The sequence below is a fragment of the Desulfosediminicola ganghwensis genome (genome assembly GCF_005116675.2).
GTDB lineage: Bacteria > Desulfobacterota > Desulfobulbia > Desulfobulbales > Desulfocapsaceae > Desulfopila > Desulfopila ganghwensis.
Window position 1 is genome coordinate 4,484,260 of record NZ_CP050699.1, and the last position, 25,480, is coordinate 4,509,739.

Here is a 25,480-nt window from a genome sequence, read left to right on the forward strand (position 1 = left end):
GTCGAGATGATTCTCACAATTTTTCTGTAATTTCGCCACGCCAGAGGCTGGCGTTTTCGCCTGCGAAAAAGTATCACGATGCACTTGCGTGAATTCGTGCTTACCACTATTCTGCATAGCCACAATATCCGGTAGTCCAACAGTACGGATTTAGGAAATAAAGTTCTGACAGGAGTATTATCCAAATGACCGAGACACGATTACGTTTTCCACCGAGCCCTACCGGCTACCTCCACATCGGCGGAGCTCGAACTGCGCTTTACAACTGGCTTTACGCCAAAAAAACCGGCGGCAAGCTCATCCTCAGAATTGAGGACACCGATACAGAGCGCTCCACCCAGGAATCCATCCAGGGAATCATTGATGGACTCGAGTGGCTCGGCATTGATTTTGACGAAGGACCATATTTCCAGACCGAATTCTCAGCCGACCACAAAGCCGCCGCCGAGCGCCTCCTGGCTGAGGGCAAGGCCTATAAATGTTTCTGCACCAAAGAACAACTGGATGCCAAGCGTGAGGCTGCCCTGGCTGCCAAACAGAACCTCGGCTATGACGGCACCTGTGCCGGGCTGAGCGAAGAGGAAATCAACGCCAAAGAGGCAGCAGGCATTCCGTACGTTATCCGCTTCAGGGTTCCGGAAGGTGACAGAAGAATCGGCTATGATGATAAAATTCTCGGCAGAATCGAATGCGATATCAAAGAAGTAGATGATTTCGTCATCGTCCGCTCAAACGGCAAGCCGCTCTACCTGCTCTGCAATGTTGTCGATGATATCCGCGACCGCATCAGTCACGTTGTCCGTGGCCAGGATCATATGACCAACACCATCAAGCAGATCCTGCTCTACGAAGCACTTGAAGCACCGGTACCGGTCTTTGCCCATATGCCACTGACGCTGGACACCAAAAAGGCCAAGATCTCCAAACGCAGCCACGGTGAGATTGTCGCTGTCCAGTTCTATCGTGACAAAGGCTTTCTGCCCTGGGCGTTCAATAACTTCCTGGTGCTGCTAGGCTGGTCCGCAGGTGATGACAAAGAATTCTACACCAAAGAAGAGCTCATCGAAGCATTCACCCTCGAGCGCATTAACAAATCCAGCTCGGTGTTCAACTATAATAAGGGTGACGCCAAGTTCTTCACCGACCCGAAAGCGATTGCCATTAATGAGCACTACCTCCGCACCATGGACATCACAGAACTCGGTGAGCTCGTGAAAGTAGAGCTTAAAGCTGAAGGACTCTGGGATGAAGCCTATGCAGGTGAGAAGCAACAGTGGTATCATCATACATTGGATATGATCCGTGACCGCTTTCACACCCTCAAAGATTTCACCAGTCGTGGCCGCGCTTATTTCGCCGATGACTTCGACGTTGAGGAGAAGCCCCTGAAAAAGAATGTGCTCAAGTACGAGGAGCTGAAAGAGTGGTTCCCCATGCTGGCAGATCGTTTCGAGCAGCTGAGCGATTTTAACCTGGAAGAGACTGAAAGAGTGGCACGTGAACTCGCCGACGAGCTTGAAATCAAGCCGGGCATCATCATCAATGGTATGCGAACCGTGGTCACCGGCCAGCTTGCAGGACCATCGATGTTTGACATCCTGGTGACTATCGGTCAGGAAAGAGTGGTGCGCCGCCTGCGCGAAGTAGCAAAATTGTATCCGGCCTAAAACCAAAAGCCTGAGATTCGACCTTTATACAATACTATGGAACCAAAAGAAAAACTGGAAGAAAAGCCTTTAGACTTTATCCGCCAGATCATAGCCGAAGATCTGGAAACCGGTAAACACGCAACACCTGTGACCCGTTTTCCACCCGAGCCAAACGGCTTTCTGCACATAGGCCATGCTAAGTCAATCTGCCTGAACTTCGGTATCGCCGTCGAAAACAATGCTATCTGCCATATGCGTTTCGACGATACCAACCCGAGCAAGGAAGAGACCAAGTATGTTGAGTCTATTCAGCAGGATGTGAAATGGCTTGGCTTCGATTGGGGCAATCATCTTTACTTTGCTTCGGATTACTTCGAGAAGCTCTATGAGTACGCTGTTCAGCTGATCAAGACCGGCAAGGCATATGTCTGCGACCTGACCGGTGACGAAATTCGCCAATACCGCGGCACTCTCACCGAGCCCGGCAAAGAGAGTCCATACCGCAATCGCAGCATTGAGGAAAACCTTGAACTCTTCGAGGGAATGAAGGCTGGCGAATACCCAGATGGCAGCAGAGTACTGCGTGCAAAAATCGATATGGCCTCGCCAAACCTCAATATGCGCGATCCGGTCATTTACCGCATCCTCAAGACCGACCACCACAGAACCGGTGATACCTGGTGCATCTACCCGATGTACGACTATACCCACTGTCTTTCTGATATGATAGAGGGTATCACCCACTCTCTCTGTACATTGGAGTTTGAAGACCATCGCCCTCTGTACGACTGGGTGCTCGACACCCTCGAGACCCCGTGTCATCCGCGCCAGATCGAATTTGCCCGACTCAACCTTACCTACACGGTAATGAGCAAGCGTAAGCTGCTGCAGTTGGTCAACGAGAACTATGTGGAAGGCTGGGACGATCCACGTATGCTCACCATTTCCGGTCTTCGCCGCAGAGGTTATACTCCGGAGTCAATCCGCAACTTCTGCTCCACCATCGGTGTCGGCAAGAAATCGAGCTGGATTGATATGGGCGTGCTGGAAAAATCGATCAGGGATGACCTCGACCCGAAAGCCGAACGTGTCATGTGTGTGCTGGATCCGCTCAAGGTCATCATCGACAATTACCCTGAGGATCTTGTTGAGATGGTTACCGCTAAAAATCATCCCAAGAACCCGGAGATGGGTACCCGTGAGTTGCCGTTCACCCGTGAGCTCTACATCGAACGATCGGATTTCATGGAAGAACCACCGCGGAAATTCCACCGGCTCGGACCCGGCCGTGAAGTTCGCCTCAGGTATGGTTATCTTATAACCTGTGTTTCATATGACAAGGATGAAGAAGGTAATATCACAGCAATCCATTGTACATATGACCCTGAGACAAAAGGCGGATCCGCCCCTGACGGCAGAAAAGTCAAAGGCACCATCCACTGGGTATCCGCAGACAAGAGTGTTGATTGCCAGGTTCGGCTTTACGATCGCCTGTTCAATCACGAAAACCCTGATGCCGATAAAGAGGTCAGCTTCCTTGAGCATCTGAACCCTGACTCAAAAGTGGTAATCGAGCATGCCAAAGCTGAAGCCTCACTCGCGGAGATAGCTCCCGGCAGGCAGGTTCAGTTTGAGCGTACCGGATACTTCTCCGCAGATCCCATAGACTCTCAGCCTGGTAAACCAGCCTTCAACCGCATAGTGACCCTCCGTGACTCATGGGCTAAAGCACAGCAGAAAGGCTAAATCCCGAACGCAACGACAGAAGTCTGCGGACTTCTGTCGATGAGCAAAAGAAAACCCTCCCCGGCGAACAAGACCAGGGAGAGTTTTCTTTTTTCCTTCTTTCCTCCAAGATTCCGAGCGGTTCCTCTGGCAAAGTTGTTCCACATTCCTCGCCTCACTCTCCTCATATCACATCTGTGTTAGAGGGGTCTAATTTTTATTTAGGAGCTCTTAAGAATGTATTGACACCCGTTCTTGTTTGTTGTACCTAATCACTACATATTGCACTTTAATAAACGAACCATGGTGACCGGGATGTTCAAAAAAGGTTGTTGGAAAAAACAGTTGAAAGGATGCTTTTTCCAGAGCAAAGAGGATAATCAGACAACACCGCTCTCCAGCCGATGCAAGGCCGGAAAGGTTCGGGTTTGCAAGATTACAGGAGATCGCAAGTTATGTGCCAAAATCGCCTCTCTTGGACTCTTCCCTGGTTCTGAAGCAGAATTGATCTGCCCTGCAAACGGTCATCAATGTGTGGTCAAGGTCTACGGCGGTAATATCTGCCTGGACAGGTCTATCTCAGAAAACATACTGGTAACAACTGACTGAGATAGCCCACGCTCAAGGTTCAACTTTTTTTTTGGCCATTCGTTTTAGGCTTAGCTAAACATTTGTGGAGAATACAACAATGCTTGAACACATAATTCTCTGGTGCATACTTGCCTGCTGCGCGCTCTACATTGGGAACAAATTTTACAAAGCAGTTCGGTCTGCCGTTGATCCCAAATCAGAGATGTCATGCGGCTGCAGTTGTTCAGGCTGTTCAGTCTCTGACTGCAAAGAGCAATCCAAAAAGATTTAGGCAGTTGCCTTTGCCGTAATGAGGCACTGGTGGCTGTAATTTTTACATTGATTTCTATCCGGAGAGAGGAAATGACAACAATTCCCTTACGACAAATGAAAAAGGGGCAAAGCGGCTTAATACAGGCCGTTAAAGCCACGGGCGAACTGGGCCGCCGGCTTCGCGAAATGGGTCTGGTTCCCGGCACCCAGGTCACCATCTGCGGCAAAGCTCCGCTGAAAGACCCTGTGGCCCTCAGAGTGCTCAACACCACTCTAACCCTGAGAAACAGTGAAGCCGATCATATTCAGGTCGATATTCAATAAAGTTGCCTTTTTCCTTTTTTTATCTTTTGTCATCGAAATTTTATTATGAATACCCATATTACCATGGCACTTGCCGGCAACCCCAATGCCGGCAAGACCACATTATTCAATACCCTCACAGGCGCGCGACAGCATGTGGGCAACTATCCCGGTATCACAGTTGATCACAAAGAAGGGCGTACCCGATACAACAGCCGTGAGATAGTTATTACAGACCTCCCCGGTACCTACTCCATGACCGCTTATTCGGCCGAGGAACTTGTTGCGAGGGATTTTCTTGTCCAACAAAAACCAGATGTTGTGGTGAACATCGTCGACGCTTCAAATCTTGAGCGCAACCTGTACCTCACCTGCCAGTTCCTTGAACTCGGAGTGCCGATGGTAATAGCCCTGAATATGATGGATGTGGCTCACGATCGCGGTATTGACATCAAGACAGACAAGTTATCCAAGCTGCTCGGTGTACCGGTCGTCCCCATTATCGCAAGATCAGGGAAAGGGAAAGAAGAACTGCTTGAAGCTGTTATCACAGTTGCCGGGAATTCCCAACGCACAAGCTCTTCCTTATGCAATATCACCTACGGCAAGGACATTGATCAGAGCCGACAGGAAATTGTAGATATAATCGAGGAAAACAACTTTCTGACTACCACCTACCCTGCCGGTTATTCCGCCATCAAATACCTGGAAAACGATGAGCAGATTCTTGAAGTAGGCCGCGCTGCCCAGTCCCAGATCGCTGCCAAACTGGAAGCCATTGTCGAGAAAGTCAGCAAACACACCCTGAAAACTCTGGAGGTATATCCAGAAGCACTTATTGCCGACCATCGTTACGGGTATATCAAGTCCATCGTGCGCCAGGGAGTTATCACCCAGAAGTTCGACAGCGACCGCCTCTACCTGTCTGATAAGATCGACAAAGTATTAACCAACCGCTTGCTGGGGCCGCTGGTGATGCTTGGTGTCATCTTCGGGCTCTATCACGTGACCTTCTCCTGGAGTGAAATTCCCGTTGGCTGGCTCGAAAACGGATTTGCCTGGCTGGGCGATGCGGTTGAAGCTCATATGCCCGACGGCCTGCTCAAATCGATGATTGTCTCCGGTATTATCGATGGTGTCGGAGGCGTTCTCGGCTTCGTACCACTCATTATGCTGATGTTCTTCGGCATCGCGATTCTTGAGGATTCTGGCTACCTTGCGCGGATAGCCTACATGATGGACCGCATTTTCCGCATTTTCGGCCTGCACGGTTCTTCCGTCATGCCGTTTATTGTTTCCGGTGGAATAGCCGGCGGCTGCGCGGTGCCGGGTGTTATGGCCACCAGAACCCTGCGCTCACCGAAAGAGCGTATGGCCACCCTGCTCACGGCGCCGTTCATGAACTGCGGTGCCAAGATTCCAGTACTTGCCCTGCTGATTGGTGCCTTCTTCAGCGAGAGCCAGGCAATGTACATGTTTATCTTCACTCTGCTTGCCTGGGTTGTGGCCCTGCTGGCAGCCAAATTGCTGCGCTCCACAGTGCTTCGTGGTGAACCGACTCCGTTTGTCATGGAATTGCCGCCTTACCGCTTCCCGACCATGCGCGGCCTTCTCATCCACACCTGGGAACGTACCTGGCAATACATTAAAAAGGCCGGTACTGTAATTCTTGGTATCTCTATCCTGCTCTGGGCATTGATGACCTTTCCCGGCATACCCGACACCGAGAGAGCTGTCTTTGAGGGAAAGAGGGAAGCAGTTATGGCGACTGCCTCTCCGGAAATTGCATCTGAGCTTGAAGCTGGTGCGGAAGAGCTCTCGGAGAATGCTCTCATTCTAAAATCTGAGCTGCTGACCATCGACAATGCGGAATCAGAGTCCGCTCTTCGTCATTCATTTGCTGGTCGCATCGGCACTTCTCTTGAACCGATAAGCGAAGTGGCAGGTTTTGACTGGAGGACAAATATCGCCCTGGTAGGTGGAATTGCTGCCAAGGAAGTGATCGTCTCCACGCTCGGAACAGCTTATTCCATGGGTGAAGTCGATGTGGAAGAGTCCCGCTCTTTAGGGCAGCGACTGCAGAATGATCCGGGCTGGAACAAAGTATCCGCCGTGGCTGTTCTGGTATTCATAATGTTCTATGCGCCCTGTTTTGTGACCGTAGTCTGTATCGCCAGGGAATCAAACTGGAAATGGGCCGCATTCTCCATGGGCTTTAATACCGTCTTTGCCTTTGCTCTTGCCACAATAGTGTTTCAGGTTGGAAGTCTGTTGAACCTGGGCTAACCAACGACCCATCGCACCAGTGCTCCAGGGTACTTCCTACCCTGGAGCACTGGTTACCGACCGCACCTCTCTGCAGTTCAGCAAATATCAGGTTCGAGGCTTAAAACTATGAACCATGCCAACCGTACTTCTACCCCGACACTGACATGAAAAGCGCTGATTGGAGTACAGAGCAATGCTTCTCAACTAAAAGAAAAGCGCCTGGCTCACAATTGAGCCGGGCGCTTTTATAGGGGGGAAAAGAGAAATTGAGTTCTCGCCTATCCTTATTACAAGAGTGGTGCCATTCTGCTGAAAATTCTCGTTTTTTTCTTTACCCCATACATACAGGCACTTAACGAATATCTTAATTTAATCCCTTTTGCAGTACCCTGTAACCAACGGGAAATATTTGCACTTTCCCGTACGCCAGTGTGCAAAATTCGTAACCGGCTCGGTTGCCGAACAAAAAACTGACATTCAAATACCTATCACGGCATAGAGATATTTGTTCTGGCTGCTAAGCAGGATATTCGTATTTCCTGTAGCCACGGCATAGAGCCTGTCTTGCTCGAAGCTGCCGTCCACGTTACTTTTATCCATGACAAAAACAGATATACGTTTCCCACCTTTTTCATAAACCAGATGTACTGCCAGACACTCTCCGAGTTTACATAACCGAGCATATTTGACCGTATACCCTGCAACGATCCGCTCCGGCGGAAGCTGCCTGGTGTGAAGGTTGGCATTGAGCCAGATTGCTGCATCCTTAACCGGTTCAAAACCAACGCCTCCGTCGCCATGATACTGATAATCAGCAAGGATATAGCCCCCCAATTGCTCCATGGACAGCATCGGTTGCTCCCCCCGTTTCCCTGTAATCCAACCCTGAAAGGGAATTGCCGCCAGCAGCACGATACAGCAAACTGCAACCAGAGCCCAGATGCTCCTGGTCCCTCTTTGCGGCAGAATGCGCTCGAGATTGAGGTCCACGATGTTTTCCAAGTGTGATGGCACAGTCTCCCTGGCGAGCAAGGCGCCTATATGACGGTCCAATGCTTCATCATGTGCCATGAGTTCACTACAACAATGGCACTGGGTGGCATGTCGCCGTGCTTTATCAGCTTCGGAAATATCATGGGTATCCCTGTTTTCCAACCATGTTTTAAATTGTTCACATTTCATGGTCCGTCTCCTACAGCAATACCCCGATCAGTCTCATCACTTTGCCACCCTTCCTCGCTGTACCTACTGATTTTAACAGTATTTTTTTCAATTGCTTCTTTCCCCTGTTGAGTCTGGACATAACGGTCCCTATGGGAATATCGAGAAATCCCGAGATCTCCTGGTAGGTCATATCCTCCATGTAGTACAGAACTACCACCGTTTTAAATTTTTCAGGTAATTTTTCCAACGCCTGCAGGACCCTGGCCTTGTTCATCTTCTTATCAAGCACCTCTGCAAAGTCTTCCGCTCCTTCCGCCTGAATATTCTTCAGATAGCCGCTGCCATCATCGAGCAAGGGACGTCTGACAAACTGTCGCCGGTCACGCAGAAAATGACTCCGCAGTATGGAAAACAGCCATGCCCTGCATTTTTGCTGATCCCGTAACTGGTGAAATTTGCGAAAAGCTGTATACATCGTCTCCTGCACCAGATCTTCAGCGTCGTATGGCTTCATGGAATATTTCAGAGCCATGTTGTAAAGAAAATCAAGATGCGGGTAGGTAATTTCTTTGAATTTTTTGCGATCAACACGTCGTAATAGTCCCATCTGATCTCCAACCAAATACCATTTCCCAAAAACTGCCGGGTAGTACTCCTAAAGAGAAACCTGATAAGATAATTATTCCGCTTTCACTGCTCCGCCAGAGAAATTATCTGTGTTTTGGTTGTAGCCGCCCGCTATAACGGCAAAGGGGCTGTCCCTGTATTTGAGACAGCCCCTTTGACAACACGATTCTGTTAAGTAAATAAACAGATTTTCGTGGCTCTTCTATAGAATCAGGAGATTTTTTTAAAATCAGTACGCTATTCGATACGGATCGACCCTACCCTCCTGTCCTGTTCCTCCACACGATCATCGTTTTCCCGGTCAATCTCCGGTTGAGAAGGTGACCTGTTATCATTTTCGTCACCCTGACCGGTCTGATTTTCAGTAATGGCAGGTTCCCGCAGTTCATCAGGATCTTCCTCCGCCGATTGTTCCGACTCGGCGGTTATATCTACTACAGCCTGCTCAGGCCGTTTGATATTCAATTCACCGGCAGATGCCGAATACTTCTGAACCTGATCCGGGAATTCAGCCTGCTCCACCCCTGAGGCATGGTTACCATTTGCAACAGGCTCTTCAGGCAACCCAATCTGCTGGTCCAGATCCTTATCAATGACCGCAACCGTTTCAGGGGAAACATTTTGTTCCGCCGGGAACACCGAAACTGCATCTGCTCGGGAGCCGGCTCTTTCAATGTCGGCACGTTCAACATTTATGGGTTGCTTGAGAACTCCGACAATACCATCACCCGTCTCAACGATCGAAACCAACTCCCAGCCCCCTCGCCCATAATCGTTCAGCACCTGTTCGATCTCAGGTACATCAAGAAAAGCGGAACCAAGCAATCCCTCTTTTTTCAACTCAAAATGTATTGTCTTATAACTCCAGCGCACACCCACCTCCTTACGCTTCAACAAAATATTTCATGAAAACTCAAAAGGTTTTCTGATCTCAGCAAAAGAGCGACGCTTTTTTACGTCTGACGTGTCGTTCTTTTCCAGGTGATACTTTGCTCACGTTGGTGGCTCATCCTCTTCCCACCCCCCGGTCACATCTGTTGACACCATACTCTTCCTTATCAGATACGGGCAGTAGATTTTTGCAACTACACCTCAAATTTCCCGATTATGGAAGCAGCAAACTGATGAGATATTCGGGTTGCCCCTGATTTCTCATCAGTACATTATGAGAAATCAGAGGTAAGACATTGCTCACTGGTACCCTGAGCGTCAACAGGGGAGATATCATCGGGTATATAGTTGATGATCCGGTCGAACAGGCCTCATGAGAGGCAAGAGATCAGTGCCGTTCCACCAATTTATCATCTTCGAACACCCCGCGTACAACCCCGCCGTCCGGTAGAGTCAGAGTGCCGGTACCATCACGGCGGCCTTTTTCAAACTGTCCTTCAAATCTGCTCCCATCGTTGGAAACAAGTACGCCATTGCCATGGGGCACATCTTCTAAAAATTCACCCTGGTAGACACTCAGGTCACTGTAGGTCAATCTGCCGGTTCCACTAAATTTGCCTGCGTCGAAGTTTCCTTCATAGACGGAACCGTCCGCAAAAATGTAAATGCCATCACCGGAAAACTGGTCGTTGACGAATGTACCGGTATATGAAGTAGCATCCGGGTAGGTTAACGTTCCTTTTCCGTTTTTTACACCGTCTGCAAATTCACCACGATATTCACGCTTATCTGAATAGGTGTAGATGCCTTGACCGTGGATTTTCCCAAACGAAAACTGACCTTCATAGACGTCACCATTGGCAAAACGCAAGTTTCCATCCCCCTGCATCAAACCATCCTGCACCCCGCCTGAATAGATTGAGCCGTCCGGGAAGAGCATCTGTGCCGAGCCGGTCACCGGCTCGTAGGTCATGTTGTCATGACAGATACGGCCATCATGGTAAACAAACCCGTCACCATTCGGTGAGAGCTCTTCAGGTGAAGTTATCTCATTCACCACAGGGGCGTCTCCGCTTTCGGCGGTCACAGCCATTGCCATCGCTGAAGTTGCTGCAACTGCTGCCGGTACGACTTCATCACTGTTTTCATCTGCCACCTGCTCCTCACCTGGCACAAGAGACTCAGCTGGCGGATATGCCTGGTCAACGATGGCTTTCGTTGGCTGGCTTCGTATCTCAACCGGATCAGGATAAACCGGTTTACCGGCCACAAAGGCACCGGCAAACTTTGAACCGTCAGCCCGGGTAAGTTCGCCCTCTCCTTCTATCTGGTCATTGCGGAAATTTCCTGTATAAACGCTACCATCCTTATAATGAAAGGTGCCGAAGCCGTGCCGCTTGCCGTCAATGAATTCACCATCGTACCTGCTGCCGTTCGGGTATTCGAGTACACCGGTGCCCTCCTGCCGGTCGTCAACAAAGTGCCCAAAATAGACCCAGCCTTCTGTGGAAAAGTATGCACCCTTGCCATGTCGCTTGTTATGCCGAAAGATCCCGCTGTAGCGACTTCCGTCAGGATAGATGAGAGTCCCCTCACCATTAAATCCGCCGAGCGCAAACATGCCGCTATAGACGCTCCCGTCAGCATTTTCCAGTTTGCCTGGCCCATGCCACTGACCTATACGATAGCCGCCGCTATAGCGGCTGCCATCTGCATAGGTCTGAGTTCCTTCCCCATCTCTTTTCCCGTGGGCAAAATGTCCTTCATACCGGGTCCCATCCGGATAATCCAACTTACCCTCACCATGAATAATGCTGTTTCTGAACTCTCCGGTATAGCTGCGGCCATCAGGATACATGAGGGTACCGGTACCATGGTATTTACCCAGGTTGAAATCCCCGCTGTACCGTACGCCATCTGGGCTGATCAGCTCACCTTGGCCATGGATGACATTTTCACGGAAATTACCAAGGTATTTTCGGCCATCAGCACCGAGCAATTTGCCCTTGCCATGAAACCGGCCGTTACGAAAATTGCCCTCATAGACAGTACCATCCGGGTAACGCAGGGTACCTTCACCGCTCCCCATGGCGTTTACAAACCCGCCACGATATTCCCGCCCGTCGGAATGGATATAGACACCTGTGCCGTTAATGCAGTTCCCTTCAATACATTCCGCACCGGCACTACAAACCCCACCTGTCAATACCGCACATACGGCCCCCAGCTGCAACACTCTTTTCACGCCCACAGTGTCCCCTTACTCCTGATTAGGTTAACCTTTTTCTCCCTTATTTTCCCTGAGAGTACGCCTTTTTAACCTCTTCCGCTATGATAGCCAGCCCCCGCGCCACGTCATCGTCATCCTGCGAATAGGTTACCCGGATACACTCCTGCATATGCTGCCACTCTTCGTCTATTCCTGGGTAGAAGTAGTGCCCGGAAACAATCAACACACCACGTTTCTTCAGCCGCTCATAAAGCTCCAGGCTCGAAATCGGCATATCCTCAAACCAGAGCCAGAGAAACATCGCGCCTTCCGGTTTATGAATGCGACACGGCACACCGGTAAATTCTTTTCGCACCACTTCCACCGCCCGTTCCATCTTCTTTTTATAAAAAGGTCTGATGGTGGAACGGCTGATGTCAATGATCTCCCCGTTGTCGATCATGTGCTCAGTGAGTACCGCACCGAAACTGCTGGGCGAAAGAGACATGATGGCATTAATGCTGGCCAGAGCCCGTACTATTTCGGGTTTTGCCACAATTATACCGGTGCGAACAGCAGGCAATCCTAGTTTGGATAATGAGAAACATACCACCATGTTCTCGTTCCATGACGGAGTGGCCTCGCAATACACCATAGAGGGGAACGGCAGCCCGTAAGCATTATCGACGATCAGGGGCACCCCACGCTCTAATGCCAGCTGGTTGAGTTTTTCCAGCTCATGATCGGTAATGACATTGCCTGTAGGGTTAGTAGGTCTTGAGACACAGATTGCCCCGATATCCTCACCAATGGTCAGGTTCTCAAAATCAATATGGTATTTAAAAAGGTCACCATCGACCTCTATTATGGGCTTGGTCGAAACAAAAAAGTCATCACTCAACCCCAGGTCCGCATACCCTATATACTCAGGCGCCAACGGCAGACAGATCTTTTTTCTTGAACCGTCACCATAACGTCCGGCGAAAAGATTGAAGAGCATGAAGAAGGCGGTCTGACTGCCATTGGTCAGGCAGATATTTTCCGGGCCAACCTCCCAACCGAACTCACGCTGCAGCATTTTCGCAAGGCCGGACACAAAACGACTCTCCCCCTGTGGCGGATCGTAGGCCCCGATCAGCCGATGAAACTCCTTGCGGTCACAGCACATGTCTTTGAGCTTTTCCCTGAGCATATCCTGAAACTCGGGAACCACTCCTGGGTTACCGCCACCCATCATGATCATGTTGTCACCACCAAGGGCCTTTGCTTCACCCAGGTCATCCATCAGCGAGAGAATTCCCGCATTGCACGTAAGTTGTTCACCAAATTCTGTAAATTTCATATTTGACTGTCTTCAGCTTTTGAAGTTTTCATATTACGTTGTCAGACATCTCTTTTCTGCCTGCAAACTGAGCACGCAGACGCACCAATATATAAATCACTACCAGGGAAAAAATTATCCTGCCCCAGAGAATCCCACCGAGCTTGCCGCCCAGGGCAAACATCAGCAGGGTGTCCTCAACCAGGCCATGGCAAAGGGCCATCAGCGCCATCGAGTTGTAAATTTCCCCCCTGGCCATCTTACCTGCGGCAACTTCCCTGATAATAAGGGCGCCGCCATAGCCAATACCAAGAATCATGCCCACTACGGTAATCGGCGCAGCGTCCCGGCCCATACCGAAATGGGGCAGCACCGGGGCAAGAAGTCTCTCGAGCAGATCCAGCACCCCCAGTACCTTTAATATCCGCATAAAAAGCAGGATACAGAAGATCACCACAATGATCAGGCCGATATTTTTGCATTGCTGCAACAGCCATTGCCAATGGTTCAGATGCTCTGTTGCCACAGCAAAAATAGTGGGAGCCGGCTGCTGCCACACATCAAAACCAATACAGAGGCGACTGAGGATAAAGCAATAGAGCACCGCGCCACCCAGGCGCAGGAGCACGATGGGCATAACCGGAGTTCCGGTTTTTTTGCTGATACTCAGCTCAATGGGCAAAGAGTGAGCGAACAGCATCGCCGCACAGAGCACGGTCACCTGCGCAACCGTCAGCTCCAGGCCCGATGCAAGGGCTGCGAACACAGCCATCCCGCCATACAGGGTGGTGAGCATAGCCGTAGCCCAGACCAGACCCAGCTCACCCGGCAAACCTATCAGGCCCATGAGCGGTTCCAGCCATCTGGAGATTACGACAATCATGCCGAGTTCTTCCAGAATTCTGGTTAGGATCATGATCGGGACTGTGATCTTGATCAACTCCCAGCTCGTCAGCCAGGTATTCTTTGCTAAAGAGAGCGCCAGGCTCCGTATTCGTTCTACCAACTCAACCACCCAATGCACTCGAAAAACGGTGCAGATCCTTACAAGACATTCATAAGATTTAATAGAAACAGCTACATCTAAATATCATGCCATACGTGAAAACCACCAAAGGAAAGGTCTGTTTCAGACTCTTCGCCAATTTCCCGTCTTACCTCCCGTCTTCGGCAAGAAAGCTGACAGTCGAAACCGGAGTTTTCATATACCACTATGGCCGGATTGCGATTACTTCATTAATTCAATGGCGTTACAGGCATAAGATCGTGCAGCCTGGTAGGTCATATAGAAGAATTTGCAATTACGACAACGCTGGGAAGACGACATCTGACGCCTCTTCATCAATGGCTGAAAATTATCGATATACATTGGCTGGAAAGCCAACTGGAATCTTTCGTTTCCTGATCGCGAAGAGCTCAATGTACGAAGCTCTTGTCAATTATCCTCTCAGGAATAAAAGGAAAGATACCACCACAATATAAAAATGCCACAGGAATAGCACTGTGTTGGAAGGGTAATGGGGATACGGCAGGCAGGCCGGATCGATCCGGCCCTCGATGGAACAGTGATCCGTCACTTGCGACTATGTTCAGGATGCCTCTTGGGGTAGTCGAAGAACTGCAAATGCCCTCCAGCCTCTCCCACCTGATGCCAGCCATCGATATCAAAAGCGATCCCGACGATGCCACAGGTGGGAACATTACCTAAAGGCTCATTGGTGAGATATTCAGCAAAATCGGTAAGCACATAGTTATGCCCTACCAGAAAAAGCCGTCTGATTCGATTCTCTGTCTGGCGGACGACGAGAAGTAACTTATTCATATCTGCAGTATAAATATCACCGCGCTGCTGAATACGTTCCTGCGGGTAGCCGACGCATTCGGCAATCGTTCCTGCAGTTTTCCTGGCTCGTTTGGCGGGGCTGGTATAGACCATATCCGGCCGCACTCCATACTTTTTCAAACGCGAACCCATGAAAGGCGCGTCCCGTTTGCCGCGTTTGTTCAGCGGACGCTCAATATCATCAAGGCCGGGATTGCTCCAGCTCGACTTTGCATGGCGTATCAGATACAGCTCCTTCATATCAGCTCACTCCTGTCCCACAACTCTTGCCACAGCTCCTGATAGCGCTGTGCGGCAACAGATGTTGGAGAAACAGCACCAACCGGCTGCCGATATATTCCCATTTTCTCTATCTCTGCCTGAAATGGGATCTGGGTATCACGAAAGATCGGGTAGTGCTGAAATTTTTCCACCACATCCTTATGCATCAGTTTACGTGGTTCAACCATCGAAAAAAAGGCGTTGATTCGTTTCTCTTCTGCTCCGACTTTACGAAAGATCTTCAACAACTGCTTCAAGGCAACCAGCGAAAGAGTTGTTGGAATGACCGGAGTAACGACAGAGTCTGCGGCGAGAATGATATTCTCTGAGAGCAGGGTTATATTGGGCGGGCAATCCATAACCAGTACATCATAATGGTCGCTCAGGCTGTCAAAAAGATTTTTCAGAGCCCGGCGCCTGGTACTCGCCTCAAGCTTAGCTAAGGCAAGGTCAAGATTGCGGAAAGAAAAATGGGCCGGCAACAGATCGAGGTTTTCGTAATCAGAGGCACGGATATACTTATCGAAACCGCCGCCCAGTAGTTTTTTACCACTGAAACTCCTGGCGGCTTTAACTCGAAAATAGTATGAAGCGGCGCCCTGGGCGTCAATATCACAGAGCAAAACCCTGTGACCTTGCCGCGCAGCACAATATGACAGGTTCACCGCCGTAGCCGTCTTGCCCACCCCTCCTTTGCTGCTATATACCGCAAAAATCTTCATCCTTTCCTCTACATCCGAGCTCTCAATCTACCTTCCTTTCAGGAGGCTGTTCGCACCTGCCGGCGAATATCTGCTCAAGCAGATCTATGTTCTTTTTGGCTGCGAAATTCTGAAAGGTTTGCTCGAATTTGGTCCTGACCTCCTGCTGCGCATCACCCATATGGACAATGAGCCCGCCAAGTGCCGCAGCCAGCGCCAACGAGTCGGGGGTAGTCGGTTTAAGTTGCTGCAGTCGTACCAGCAACACCTCCCGCTGTACCGAATAATCATTGAAATCGCCGAGGTTATTCTGCAGCTTCTTCATCTGCTTCAGATATTCAAGAGTTGCCTCTTCAGCAAATATTGAGCAGAAAAACTCGAGCATATAACGGAATTTTTTGCCCTCGATACGCAACTCATGGAGTTTTTCATCCCCTGTTTCCGGAGTAATCCTACCACCTTCTTTCAGGATGCGCTTAAACCGTTTACGGATAATCTTCTCGGCAACCTCCCGGCAGTTTGCAGCTCCCGCTGGATAATCATCCCGATCCGGCAACAGCTCTAAAAACTGCTGCCACCCTTCTATCAGCTGAGAAAATCGCTCCGATTGAAGCGCAGCTTTCATTTGACGAAGATCCTTTTTTCGCTGGCTGGCCAGAGTAAGAAAAAAACTTTTCAGACCGGGTTGAAGTTCCACCGGCAGCATCCCCTGGTACTGGTCTGTCATCAACAGATATACATCCAGATCACGAACCGGCCCGGTGACGGTACCCAACCACTTAAACTCCTCCTGAAACTGGCGCACCTCGCCCTGCGGGAGATATTTTTTCAACAGGGACAGCAGAGAGCGGGTCCTTCGCACCGCCACACGAAAGTCATGGAGAAACTCCGAATCGATATCCTCCAGAGTCCCGCTAAGATTTCTGAGCATTGCCTCTTTAAGCACAATGCAAATCTGCTGCACCGCCTCAGCGATACTCGCCTCAGCCGATAACCGGCAGGAAAATTTTGAACTGGTGATACTCCTGTCCACTCCAAAAGCCTGGTGCAACCTCTCCATCAGGCTCTCATCCTCACCGCACTTCCGGAATTCCTCAGCTCTCAGAAGGGCTACCACCTTCTTCTTCGGCTTGTTATATCCTCGCAATGGTTTGAGGATGAGCAAGGGCTGCAGCTCACGGTGTTCATCTCCATGCTCAGCACTCTGGCGAATAACGCTGAACCGCAGAACCGTTTTCTGATCTTTGTTCAGCAAGGCCACATCATTCTGAGCAGTTTCGACTGTGAACTGCGGCAGCAGCGCACGAACGTCCATACATTTTGCCAGATGTTCACGCAAGGCACCTTGGGGAAAATCCCGCAATAAAGGGCGTGGCTTTCTTGAGCCGGTCTCCGAAGCAAGGATAGCTCCGTCGAGGTTGGAAAAGGTATATTTGTATCCTGCACGCTCCACCATTACCCCGTTGGAAACAAGTCTCCAGTCCCAGGTATCAAGATAGGTGGAGCGGTACTGTTGCTCACCGGTCTCTTCAAGCAGATAGAGATCTTCAAGCTGCTGGTAGAGTCGAGACAAATCATAGCCGGGTGGTAACAGATAGGATACGTTATTCTCCATGCAGGAAACTCCGTTATGACCGATAATCGGCATTAATTTTCACATAATCAATCGAGAAATCACAGGTGTAGATTTCTTCACAACCATTACCCTCTTTCAGGTCGATGCAAACGTTGAATTTTTTCTCTTTCAAAACTTCTGATGCCTCAGCTTCCGCCTCCTTGCCCACAGCCTGACCGTCACGGGCGATCACCACATCGTTAAAGGCAATATCGACCTGATCCGGATTGAAGCGAACACCCGACCGCCCCATTGCCGCCATAATCCGCCCCCAGTTTGCATCCTCTCCAAAGAAGGCTGTCTTAACCAGAGCGGAGTTGGCAATAGTCCTGGCCATCTTCTCCGCTTCTTCATCCTCCCGGGCACCGCAAACCCGGATAGTGATACACTTGCTCGCACCCTCACCATCCGCTACGATCATGAGCGCCAGATCGCGTAATAACGACTCCAACGCATCCTGAAATATTGCGTAATCGGCAGCACATTCTTCATCAAGCCAGGGATTTCCGGCCTCGCCATTTGCCATTACCAGTACCATGTCATTGGTGCTGGTATCGCCATCAACCGTAATTCGGTTAAAGGTTCGCTCGACACTGCTGACCAGGGTTTTATGCAGTTCAACAAAACCTACCTGGGCATCCGTCAGCACAAAGGCCAGCATCGTTGCCATATTCGGCATGATCATGCCGGCACCTTTGGCCATACCCATCAAAGTAATCTCCTTGCCGCCTATCACCACTTTTTTCACAGCGGTCTTCGGAACGGTATCGGTGGTCATGATCGCTTGCGCTACTTTACCGAAGTTACCTTCATCAAGACCTTCAACCAGGGTTGGAATACTCGTCTCAAAAGCCTCCATATTGAGTTGGTCCCCAATCACACCGGTAGACGAAAGCTGAACCATATTATCGGCGATCCCGAGAGCATCTGAAAGCAATTTACTCGACCGCAGGGCAGAATCCATACCCTGCTTGCCGGTACAGGCATTTGCACAACCGCTGTTTACCAGAATCGCCTGGGCTTTGCCCTCTTGTTTGAGCCGGTCCATATCAATCACAACAGGTGCTGCCTTAACCTGGCTGGTGGTAAAAGCACCTGCTGTGACAGCAGGCTTCTCACTAAAGATCAATCCAAGATCCAACCTGTCTTTGTACTTAATGCCAGCAGCTACCGCCGATGTTTTAAATCCTTTAACGCCCATGTATTTCAATGTCCTGTGTGTGAATGAAACTCAATGAAAGCTTCCATTATTCTCCGATCAGAGATTTTCAGTTTCATCTCCGACCAATTTCCCCCGTCTGACTTTTGTGCATCTCAGCCCCGGAACGGATCTGCAAGATATCATTTCCCTTGCAACCGGGCGCGTGATTCAATACAATCTATCATTTATCTGTCTGAATATGCTACCCTAAAATCATAGAGACCAGTGTTGCTCCCCATCTAAAAACACTAGGGAACAATAGTGATTGATAACCCGCATACTTCAGAATACCGACCACAGTTCTAACATCTTTCAGCAGCCGTTACGGCCGTTAATAACAGATCATTCCACACTATTACCAATCTCTTTATGCCGGAACTCAACTTTTCGCTCTTTTCCACGCTGTTTTTTCTAGTGGACCTCGCTATCAGGGTGGGCCTCTCTTTTCGGGTAATCATGCGGAAAAGGTCGCACGGCGTTACCCTGGCCTGGTTAGTTGTGATACTCCTTTTTCCCTTCATAGGCGTTATTCTTTACCTGCTTTTTGGCGAAAACCGTATCTCCGAACGCCGAACAAAGCGCATGCAGCATTCCTTTAAGTATTACCAGCACTGGTTGCAATCTTTGCAGGACCGTGCTCCGGTACAGTGGCAACATCTTGGTGCAGAGTGCCTGCCCCTCCATAACCTTGCTCTGCATCACACCGGGCTGCCCGCCATGGCCGGCAACAATCTCGTACTACTCAACAGCTCGGAACAGTTTTTAAGCTCGCTGATTGGCGACATCGAACAAGCTCGCTCCACCTGCCACCTCCAGTTTTACATCTGGCAGGAAGGGGGCATGGTTGACGATGTCATGGCCGCAATCTGTAGAGCCTCAGATCGTGGTGTCGCATGCCGCATACTGCTCGACTCTATCGGTAGCCGTGAGTTCCTGGTCAGCGACTCTGCGGCAAAGCTGCAGGCAAGAGGGGTGCGGATTCGTGAAGCACTTCCCGCTGGGCTGATCAAGGCGCTCTTTGCCAGGGTCGACATCCGTAATCATCGTAAAATCGTAGTGATCGATGGTCAAACCGCCTATACCGGCAGCCAGAATATGGCTGATCCAAGCTGTTTTAAAGCAGGGGCCGGAGTAGGCCAATGGGTCGATGTAATGCTCAAACTCCGCGGGCCGGTGGTAGAGAGCCTCGCAGGCACATTCATCAACGACTGGTATCTGGAATCCAGTTCCAGGCAGATTTCGTTAGCCGTAACATCCCACGCGGTAGAATCATTCCGAAAGGCAGCCGATGTACATCAACTTGAACCGGAAGGAGACGTGGCTGTACAGCTTGTTCCCTCTGGCCCTGATTTTACCACAGAAGCGATACACAGCCTGCTTTTGACCACCATATATGCAGCACGAAAGGAGCTTATACTCACTACTCCGTATTTCGTCCCGGATGATGCTTTACTCGCTGCCCTGAAATCCGCCTCACTGCGAGGTGTTCAGGTCATCCTCATCATTCCTGCGCAAAACGACTCCAAACTTGCAGACTACGCCAGCCGTGCCAGATTTGGTGAACTTCTGCAGGCGGGGGTTCATATCAAGCTCTTTTTCGGTGGTCTGCTCCATTCCAAGACCATCACCATAGATGGCGATTTTGCTCTGTTTGGCTCCGTAAACTTCGACATGCGCAGTTTCTGGCTCAACTTCGAAACTACGCTTGTTATTTACGACAGACCAGCCTGCACCCAACTTCGCGAACTCCAGCAGGAATATATCTTCTCTTCCAGGGATCTTGACAAGGAAGACTACCAGAATCGTTCTACACTTGAACAGTTTAAGGAAAATGCGGTACTGCTCATGGGGCCACTGCTGTAATTCAATATAGTTCGATATAGTGTACTATTATGAAAATTCTCCTTCTCTCAGATATTCACGGCAACTACCCCGGCCTGGAAGCAATTGACAACTTTTTTGCAGGTAATACATTTGAACATACCATCAATTCTGGAGACTCTACGGTCTATGGACCATTTCCCAATGAAGTTCTTGATTGGCTGAGAGCAAAGCAAGCCATTTCCATTCTGGGCAATACCGACAAAAAGGTACTCAAGCTTTTGCAAGGCGAAGATTTCAAGAAGCCATCGAATCCTGAAAAACGCATCATGTACCAGGTAACGGCAAAACAACTTTCAGAAGCGAACCAACAATATCTTCGTTCGTTTCCGGTGAAGCGCACCATTGAAATCCCTATGGGCTCTGTGCAAACGGGAAACACTTTTGTTACCATCGGCATTTACCATGGCAGCCCGGCTCGACCTCATGAATTTCTTTCTGATTCTACCCCGGAATCCCGGTTTTATGAGTTAGCTGAACACGTCAGTTCTGATATCGTTGTAACAGGCCATTCCCACAGTCCGTACCACAAATATCTGGGTGAGGTCCACTTCATAAACCCTGGATCAGCCGGCCGAATGTTTGACAGCGACCCCTCGGTCAGCTGCGCGGTGATAGAGCTTCAGGAAGGGCAAAACTGTCAGGAAACAGACCAGGCTTTATCGCTGAGCCCCGACAGAACTCTTCGCCTGTCGGTCAGACATCATCGTATACCCTACGATATTTCCCTGACCACACAAGAACTTCAGCGTTTGAAATTGCCCCCCGTATACGTGGAGATGTATCGACAGGGGCGAAAACTTAACTAAAGCCTAATGTTTTCCTGACAATTTACTGTTATTTTTCATATCCGCTATCAATCATCCTGTTCACATTTTTGTTATATTAATATATTGGAGCACCTTTCATGTCTTTACCCACCAATAGCAAACAGAATTCACCGATGTTCGATCCTGATCGGGGTGCCTCCTCCATAATCAGGGATCTCGTCAAGGACCTTGATAAGAACCTCAAATCTGTGCCGCCTTCCGGGATAACCAAGGCAATGTCGGAACTGCTCCCTGCCAAGCATAAGGATGAGATTGTTGAGGCAGCGCTTCTGAAGTATTATTATGCGGAAGAGCTGAAACCGTACCAGGCAGAGCTCATCAAAATGCAGGTTCATCTTGAAAAGACCGGCAAAAAAATGATCATTCTGTTCGACGGCCGTGATGCCTCCGGCAAAGGCGGCACCATCCGTCGGGTTACCCGCTACATGAATGAAAAGCGCTATCGCGTGGTGGCTCTCGGCAAACCCAACGAAATCCAACAGACCGAACTGCACATTAAAAGATACATCGAACAGTTCCCCCACGCAGGAGAGATCGTCCTGTTTGACCGCAGCTGGTATAACCGGGCAATGGTTGAACCGGTAATGGGCTTTTGCAGCGAGGACCAATACCGACGCTTTTTGAAAAAGGTCAACAGCTATGAGGAAAATTTTATCCTCGATGCCGGCCGCACCACTCTCCTCAAACTGTACTTTTCGGTTTCCAAAGATGAGCAGGCTAAACGATTTGAGCGCAGACGCAATGATCCGTTGCGTCAGTGGAAATTGAGTGAGGTCGATCTGCAGGCCCAGGAGCTGTGGGATGAGTTCACTGAAAAGAAAAGAGTTCTTTTGCAGAAAACCCACACTAATACGTCAAAATGGTGGGTTGTCCGTTCGGATGATAAACACCTGGCCCGGCGTGAAACCATGAAGCTGATTCTGAATTCAGTAAAATACCGTGGCAAAAGCCGATCATTAAACTTCAAGCTGGACCCTGATATCGTTATCCCCGGAAATGTGGAACTTAAAAGGATGATGGCTGAGAAAAAACAATATGGTTCAGCTTTACGCTGATTGTTCAGGGATAAATACCACGGTTCACGTGCCAAGACACACTCGAGCTCACCACAAAAAAAGATAACACCCAAAAAAGAAAAAGCCGGTCTCCCAAAACGGAGACCGGCTTTTTCTTTTTAATTGCTCGCCCGAAGTATACGATCAGTTTGCCTGACCACAACACTTCTTGTACTTCTTGCCCGAACCGCATGGGCAGGGAGCGTTACGGCCAACCTTGTCACCTTCACGCTTGATGGTGGCATCAGCCGATTCGTCTTCGTTGGCAGCGGAGGAGGTGACCCTGCTCATCTCCATCTCCTGCTCTTTTTTACGGCGACGCTCTTCCTCGAGCCTTTCGACATCATCCTGCTGCATGATACGAACGCGCATCAGGGAAGAAACACACTGAACACGGATGGCTTCCATGAGCTTATTGAAAAGTTCGAAACCTTCGCGCTTATATTCATTGAGCGGATTCTTCTGCCCATACCCCCGCAGGCCGATTCCTTCCTTAAGGTGATCCATGGAGAGCAGGTGATCTTTCCAGGCAGTGTCAACGATCTGCAGTAACAGGATCTTCTCGATCTGACGCATATTCTCAGGAGTGTTGATCTCTTCCTGGGCAGCATACGCTTTATTGACCATCTCTATGGTTCTTTCGCGGAAATCAGCTTCTTTGAGATCAGCCCGCTCTTCTTCCGGCCACTTCTCGGTGATATTGAAAAGCTCGGTCAGACGATCATGGTATCCATCCCAATCCCAATCTATCGAGTCGATGCGATCCTGGTAAAAATCCTCAATAACGCTTTCTGTGACATCGCTGATCATCTCCTGGATGACACCGGCCACATCACCGCCCTCAAGCACTTCCCGGCGCTGTTGATAAATAACTTCACGCTGCTTGTTCATGACATCGTCATATTCGAGCAGGTGTTTACGGATATCGAAGTTATGTCCCTCTACCTTGCGCTGGGCGTTTTCAATCGCTTTGCTGATCATGCTATGCTCGATCGGTTCATCTTCCTCCATACCGAGCTTTTCCATAATTCCGGTAATTCTGTCTGAACCGAAAATACGGAGCAGATCATCCTCGAGAGAAAGGAAGAAGCGGGAAGAACCTGGGTCACCCTGACGTCCTGCTCGACCACGCAGCTGGTTATCGATACGACGGGATTCATGACGGGAAGTACCCAGAATATGCAGACCACCTGCCTCGACAACACCTTCACCGAGCTTGATATCCGTACCACGACCAGCCATATTAGTGGCAATGGTCACTCTGCCCTTCTGGCCGGCCTGGGCGATGATCTCAGCCTCACGTTCATGATGCTTGGCGTTCAGCACCTCGTGATCGATTTTCTCTTTCTTGAGCATATTGGCGATCTTTTCAGAGATATCGATCGAGATGGTTCCGACCAGAACAGGACGGCCTTGCTTGTGCATCTCTGCAATCTCGCGAACAACAGCACGGTATTTAGCCGCTTCGTTTTTGAAAATTACATCAGCGTAGTCATCACGAACCATTGGCATGTTGGTAGGCATAACCACAACATCGAGATCATAGATCTTCTTGAACTCAGGAGCCTCGGTATCTGCTGTACCGGTCATACCCGCCAGCTTGTCATACATCCTGAAATAATTCTGGAAAGTAATCGAAGCCAGAGTCTGGTTCTCACGCTCGATCTTCACACCCTCTTTGGCCTCAAGTGCCTGGTGCAGACCGTCTGAGTAGCGGCGGCCTTCCATGGTGCGGCCGGTGAACTCGTCGACGATAACGACCTGTCCATTATTGACGATGTAATCCACATCCTTCTTGAACAGGGTGTGGGCTTTCAGAGCCTGGTTCAAATGGTGAAGCTGTTCAATATTATTCGGGTCGTAGAGGTTGTCTACCTCCAGCATCTCCTCACCAAGGCCAATACCTTCTTCGGTAAGACTTACCTGACGTGCCTTTTCATCGATAACATAATGCTCATCCGGCTTGAAGCGCGGGATGATACGATTGACATTGCCATACAACTCAGTGGATATATCTGCAGGTCCGGAGATGATGAGAGGTGTTCTCGCCTCATCGATCAGGATGGAGTCAACCTCATCCACGATGGCGTAATTAAAGCCGCGCTGAACGAAATCTTCCAGCTCAAACTTCATATTGTCACGCAGATAATCAAAGCCCAGCTCGTTATTGGTGGCATAGGTAATATCGGCGGCATAGGCCTCTTTTCGAGCCTGGTCATCCATACCATGCACGATCCGTCCTACGCTCATACCAAGGAAGTTGTAAACCTGGCCCATCCATTCGGCATCACGGGCAGCGAGATAATCGTTGACTGTTACCACGTGAACACCCTTACTGCTCAGAGCGTTCAGATATACCGGCAGAGTGGAGGTAAGGGTTTTACCCTCACCGGTTTTCATCTCGGCAATCTTGCCATTATGCAGAATAACACCACCAACCAGCTGCACATCGTAATGTCGCTCACCAAGCACCCTGCGACCAGCCTCGCGAACGACTGCAAATGCCTCCGGCAACAGGGAATCGAGGGACTCACCTTTTTCGAAGCGTTCTCTGAACTCAACAGTTTTTGCCGCAATCTCCGCATCGTCCAGTGGCCGAATCGTGCTCTCCAGCTCGTTCACCCTATTCACAATCGGCTTAATCTGCTTCAGTACCCTGTCGTTTTTACTGCCGAATACCTTGGTTAATAATGTTCCAATCATAATGTGTGGTCACTCTGTGATGTAATAAATTATGTAACTATGGAGTGCATATAACAGCAGGACAACTGGCGGTGCGCACAAACCCTGATTTCTCATGTTCATTGAGGTAATTTTTCAATGCTCACCGGTGTTGCCCAGGAAGGAATGCCCTTGGGACCCACTCCAACTGTTGAGAAATCCGGACTAAGAGCCTATCGGAGAAATACCTTTTTTTCTTCTTATCTTCGCCCCTGAAAGAAACCAATTCCCGCAATATTCGATATATTACTGTGAACCACTTCCCTTCAAGGCCCTGATCTAAGAAAAAATGGCGGCCCTCCGACAGACTCCCTGAAGCTGCTTACCAGAAATTTTCGGGAAACAGCGTTGGCAGCGCGACCCGGTCTGCCT

The 25,480-nt window shown here is 49.7% G+C and carries 19 protein-coding genes and 1 pseudogene; 8 read left to right on the forward strand and 12 right to left on the reverse strand.

Annotation, left to right across the window (positions count from 1 at the left end; all coding sequences use genetic code 11):
* The first annotated feature begins 185 nt into the window (after positions 1-185).
* The 5 genes from gltX (at position 186) to feoB (ending at position 6,806) form a co-directional block, all read left to right on the forward strand.
* The gene (gene gltX, locus FCL45_RS19205) at positions 186-1,667 is read left to right on the forward strand and encodes a glutamate--tRNA ligase (RefSeq protein ID WP_136797722.1); all 1,482 of its coding nucleotides are present in this window, start codon (positions 186-188) and stop codon (positions 1,665-1,667) included.
* 36 nt (positions 1,668-1,703) lie between these two features.
* Positions 1,704-3,395, forward strand: a complete 1,692-nt coding sequence (locus FCL45_RS19210) for a glutamine--tRNA ligase/YqeY domain fusion protein (RefSeq protein WP_136797720.1) — start codon at positions 1,704-1,706, stop codon at positions 3,393-3,395.
* Positions 3,396-3,689: 294 nt separating this feature from the next.
* Positions 3,690-3,983 carry a FeoA family protein gene (locus FCL45_RS19215; RefSeq protein WP_167495780.1) on the forward strand — a complete coding sequence of 98 codons (294 nt, stop codon included), beginning with the start codon at positions 3,690-3,692 and terminating at the stop codon, positions 3,981-3,983.
* Positions 3,984-4,307: 324 nt separating this feature from the next.
* The gene (locus tag FCL45_RS19220) at positions 4,308-4,541 is read left to right on the forward strand and encodes a FeoA family protein (RefSeq protein WP_136797715.1); all 234 of its coding nucleotides are present in this window, start codon (positions 4,308-4,310) and stop codon (positions 4,539-4,541) included.
* A 45-nt stretch (positions 4,542-4,586) separates the two neighbouring features.
* On the forward strand, positions 4,587-6,806 hold the full coding sequence (gene feoB / locus FCL45_RS19225; RefSeq protein WP_136797713.1) for a ferrous iron transport protein B: 2,220 nt from the start codon (positions 4,587-4,589) through the stop codon (positions 6,804-6,806).
* A 459-nt stretch (positions 6,807-7,265) separates the two neighbouring features.
* On the opposite strand, the gene FCL45_RS19230 is transcribed toward feoB, so the two are convergent.
* From FCL45_RS19230 to argJ, 10 genes are all read right to left on the reverse strand, one after another.
* Positions 7,266-7,970 carry a hypothetical protein gene (locus FCL45_RS19230; protein WP_136797712.1) on the reverse strand — a complete coding sequence of 235 codons (705 nt, stop codon included), beginning with the start codon at positions 7,968-7,970 and terminating at the stop codon, positions 7,266-7,268.
* A gap of 10 nt (positions 7,971-7,980) precedes the next feature.
* Complete coding sequence (locus FCL45_RS19235; RefSeq protein WP_136797710.1) at positions 7,981-8,559, reverse strand: sigma-70 family RNA polymerase sigma factor; 579 nt, start codon at positions 8,557-8,559, stop codon at positions 7,981-7,983.
* A gap of 257 nt (positions 8,560-8,816) precedes the next feature.
* Positions 8,817-9,476, reverse strand: coding sequence for a DUF4177 domain-containing protein (locus FCL45_RS19240; protein ID WP_167495779.1), 660 nt, complete (start codon positions 9,474-9,476; stop codon positions 8,817-8,819).
* A 382-nt stretch (positions 9,477-9,858) separates the two neighbouring features.
* Complete coding sequence (locus tag FCL45_RS19245; RefSeq protein WP_136797706.1) at positions 9,859-11,721, reverse strand: MORN repeat-containing protein; 1,863 nt, start codon at positions 11,719-11,721, stop codon at positions 9,859-9,861.
* A gap of 40 nt (positions 11,722-11,761) precedes the next feature.
* Entirely contained in the window at positions 11,762-13,021 is a 1,260-nt protein-coding gene (locus FCL45_RS19250; protein WP_136797705.1) for a valine--pyruvate transaminase, read from the reverse strand.
* 28 nt (positions 13,022-13,049) lie between these two features.
* Positions 13,050-14,006 (reverse strand): nucleoside recognition domain-containing protein, encoded by a 957-nt coding sequence (locus tag FCL45_RS19255; protein ID WP_136797703.1) that lies wholly within the window; start codon positions 14,004-14,006, stop codon positions 13,050-13,052.
* A gap of 567 nt (positions 14,007-14,573) precedes the next feature.
* Positions 14,574-15,083 carry a SixA phosphatase family protein gene (locus FCL45_RS19260; protein ID WP_136797701.1) on the reverse strand — a complete coding sequence of 170 codons (510 nt, stop codon included), beginning with the start codon at positions 15,081-15,083 and terminating at the stop codon, positions 14,574-14,576.
* Entirely contained in the window at positions 15,080-15,826 is a 747-nt protein-coding gene (locus FCL45_RS19265; RefSeq protein ID WP_136797699.1) for a ParA family protein, read from the reverse strand. Before FCL45_RS19265 ends, FCL45_RS19260 begins: the two co-directional genes overlap by 4 nt.
* Before the next feature lie 22 nt (positions 15,827-15,848).
* The gene (locus FCL45_RS19270; RefSeq protein WP_167495778.1) at positions 15,849-17,420 is read right to left on the reverse strand and encodes a CHAD domain-containing protein; all 1,572 of its coding nucleotides are present in this window, start codon (positions 17,418-17,420) and stop codon (positions 15,849-15,851) included.
* Between the two features lie 13 nt (positions 17,421-17,433).
* On the reverse strand, positions 17,434-18,621 hold the full coding sequence (argJ, locus tag FCL45_RS19275; protein ID WP_136797695.1) for a bifunctional glutamate N-acetyltransferase/amino-acid acetyltransferase ArgJ: 1,188 nt from the start codon (positions 18,619-18,621) through the stop codon (positions 17,434-17,436).
* Between the two features lie 369 nt (positions 18,622-18,990).
* Between argJ and cls the strand changes: the two genes are divergently transcribed.
* From cls to FCL45_RS19290, 3 genes are all read left to right on the forward strand, one after another.
* On the forward strand, positions 18,991-20,484 hold the full coding sequence (gene cls, locus FCL45_RS19280; protein WP_136797693.1) for a cardiolipin synthase: 1,494 nt from the start codon (positions 18,991-18,993) through the stop codon (positions 20,482-20,484).
* A gap of 29 nt (positions 20,485-20,513) precedes the next feature.
* Positions 20,514-21,311, forward strand: a complete 798-nt coding sequence (locus FCL45_RS19285) for a metallophosphoesterase family protein (protein WP_136797691.1) — start codon at positions 20,514-20,516, stop codon at positions 21,309-21,311.
* A gap of 98 nt (positions 21,312-21,409) precedes the next feature.
* Positions 21,410-22,387, forward strand: coding sequence for a polyphosphate kinase 2 family protein (locus FCL45_RS19290; protein ID WP_228721370.1), 978 nt, complete (start codon positions 21,410-21,412; stop codon positions 22,385-22,387).
* 144 nt (positions 22,388-22,531) lie between these two features.
* On the opposite strand, the gene FCL45_RS25395 is transcribed toward FCL45_RS19290, so the two are convergent.
* Both FCL45_RS25395 and secA read right to left on the reverse strand, forming a co-directional pair.
* Positions 22,532-22,684 carry an SEC-C metal-binding domain-containing protein gene (locus tag FCL45_RS25395; RefSeq protein WP_420811242.1) on the reverse strand — a complete coding sequence of 51 codons (153 nt, stop codon included), beginning with the start codon at positions 22,682-22,684 and terminating at the stop codon, positions 22,532-22,534.
* Positions 22,685-22,689: 5 nt separating this feature from the next.
* Positions 22,690-25,090: pseudogene (gene secA / locus FCL45_RS19295) on the reverse strand (preprotein translocase subunit SecA); the annotation flags it as partial.
* Positions 25,091-25,480 lie beyond the last annotated feature (390 nt).

What these genes read in the sequence shown, in the direction of transcription:
- FCL45_RS19215 (WP_167495780.1), top strand. Translation starts at nt 3,690, where the DNA reads ATGTTCAAAAAAGGTTGTTGGAAAAAACAGTTGAAAGGATGCTTTTTC.
- FCL45_RS19260 (WP_136797701.1), bottom strand. Translation starts at nt 15,083, where the DNA reads ATGAAGGAGCTGTATCTGATACGCCATGCAAAGTCGAGCTGGAGCAAT.
- FCL45_RS19250 (WP_136797705.1), bottom strand. Translation starts at nt 13,021, where the DNA reads ATGAAATTTACAGAATTTGGTGAACAACTTACGTGCAATGCGGGAATT.
- feoB (WP_136797713.1), top strand. Translation starts at nt 4,587, where the DNA reads ATGAATACCCATATTACCATGGCACTTGCCGGCAACCCCAATGCCGGC.
- cls (WP_136797693.1), top strand. Translation starts at nt 18,991, where the DNA reads ATGCCGGAACTCAACTTTTCGCTCTTTTCCACGCTGTTTTTTCTAGTG.
- FCL45_RS19285 (WP_136797691.1), top strand. Translation starts at nt 20,514, where the DNA reads ATGAAAATTCTCCTTCTCTCAGATATTCACGGCAACTACCCCGGCCTG.
- FCL45_RS19230 (WP_136797712.1), bottom strand. Translation starts at nt 7,970, where the DNA reads ATGAAATGTGAACAATTTAAAACATGGTTGGAAAACAGGGATACCCAT.
- FCL45_RS19270 (WP_167495778.1), bottom strand. Translation starts at nt 17,420, where the DNA reads ATGGAGAATAACGTATCCTATCTGTTACCACCCGGCTATGATTTGTCT.
- FCL45_RS19265 (WP_136797699.1), bottom strand. Translation starts at nt 15,826, where the DNA reads ATGAAGATTTTTGCGGTATATAGCAGCAAAGGAGGGGTGGGCAAGACG.
- FCL45_RS19235 (WP_136797710.1), bottom strand. Translation starts at nt 8,559, where the DNA reads ATGGGACTATTACGACGTGTTGATCGCAAAAAATTCAAAGAAATTACC.
- FCL45_RS19220 (WP_136797715.1), top strand. Translation starts at nt 4,308, where the DNA reads ATGACAACAATTCCCTTACGACAAATGAAAAAGGGGCAAAGCGGCTTA.
- FCL45_RS25395 (WP_420811242.1), bottom strand. Translation starts at nt 22,684, where the DNA reads ATGGAGATGAGCAGGGTCACCTCCTCCGCTGCCAACGAAGACGAATCG.
- argJ (WP_136797695.1), bottom strand. Translation starts at nt 18,621, where the DNA reads ATGGGCGTTAAAGGATTTAAAACATCGGCGGTAGCTGCTGGCATTAAG.
- FCL45_RS19290 (WP_228721370.1), top strand. Translation starts at nt 21,410, where the DNA reads ATGTCTTTACCCACCAATAGCAAACAGAATTCACCGATGTTCGATCCT.
- FCL45_RS19210 (WP_136797720.1), top strand. Translation starts at nt 1,704, where the DNA reads ATGGAACCAAAAGAAAAACTGGAAGAAAAGCCTTTAGACTTTATCCGC.
- gltX (WP_136797722.1), top strand. Translation starts at nt 186, where the DNA reads ATGACCGAGACACGATTACGTTTTCCACCGAGCCCTACCGGCTACCTC.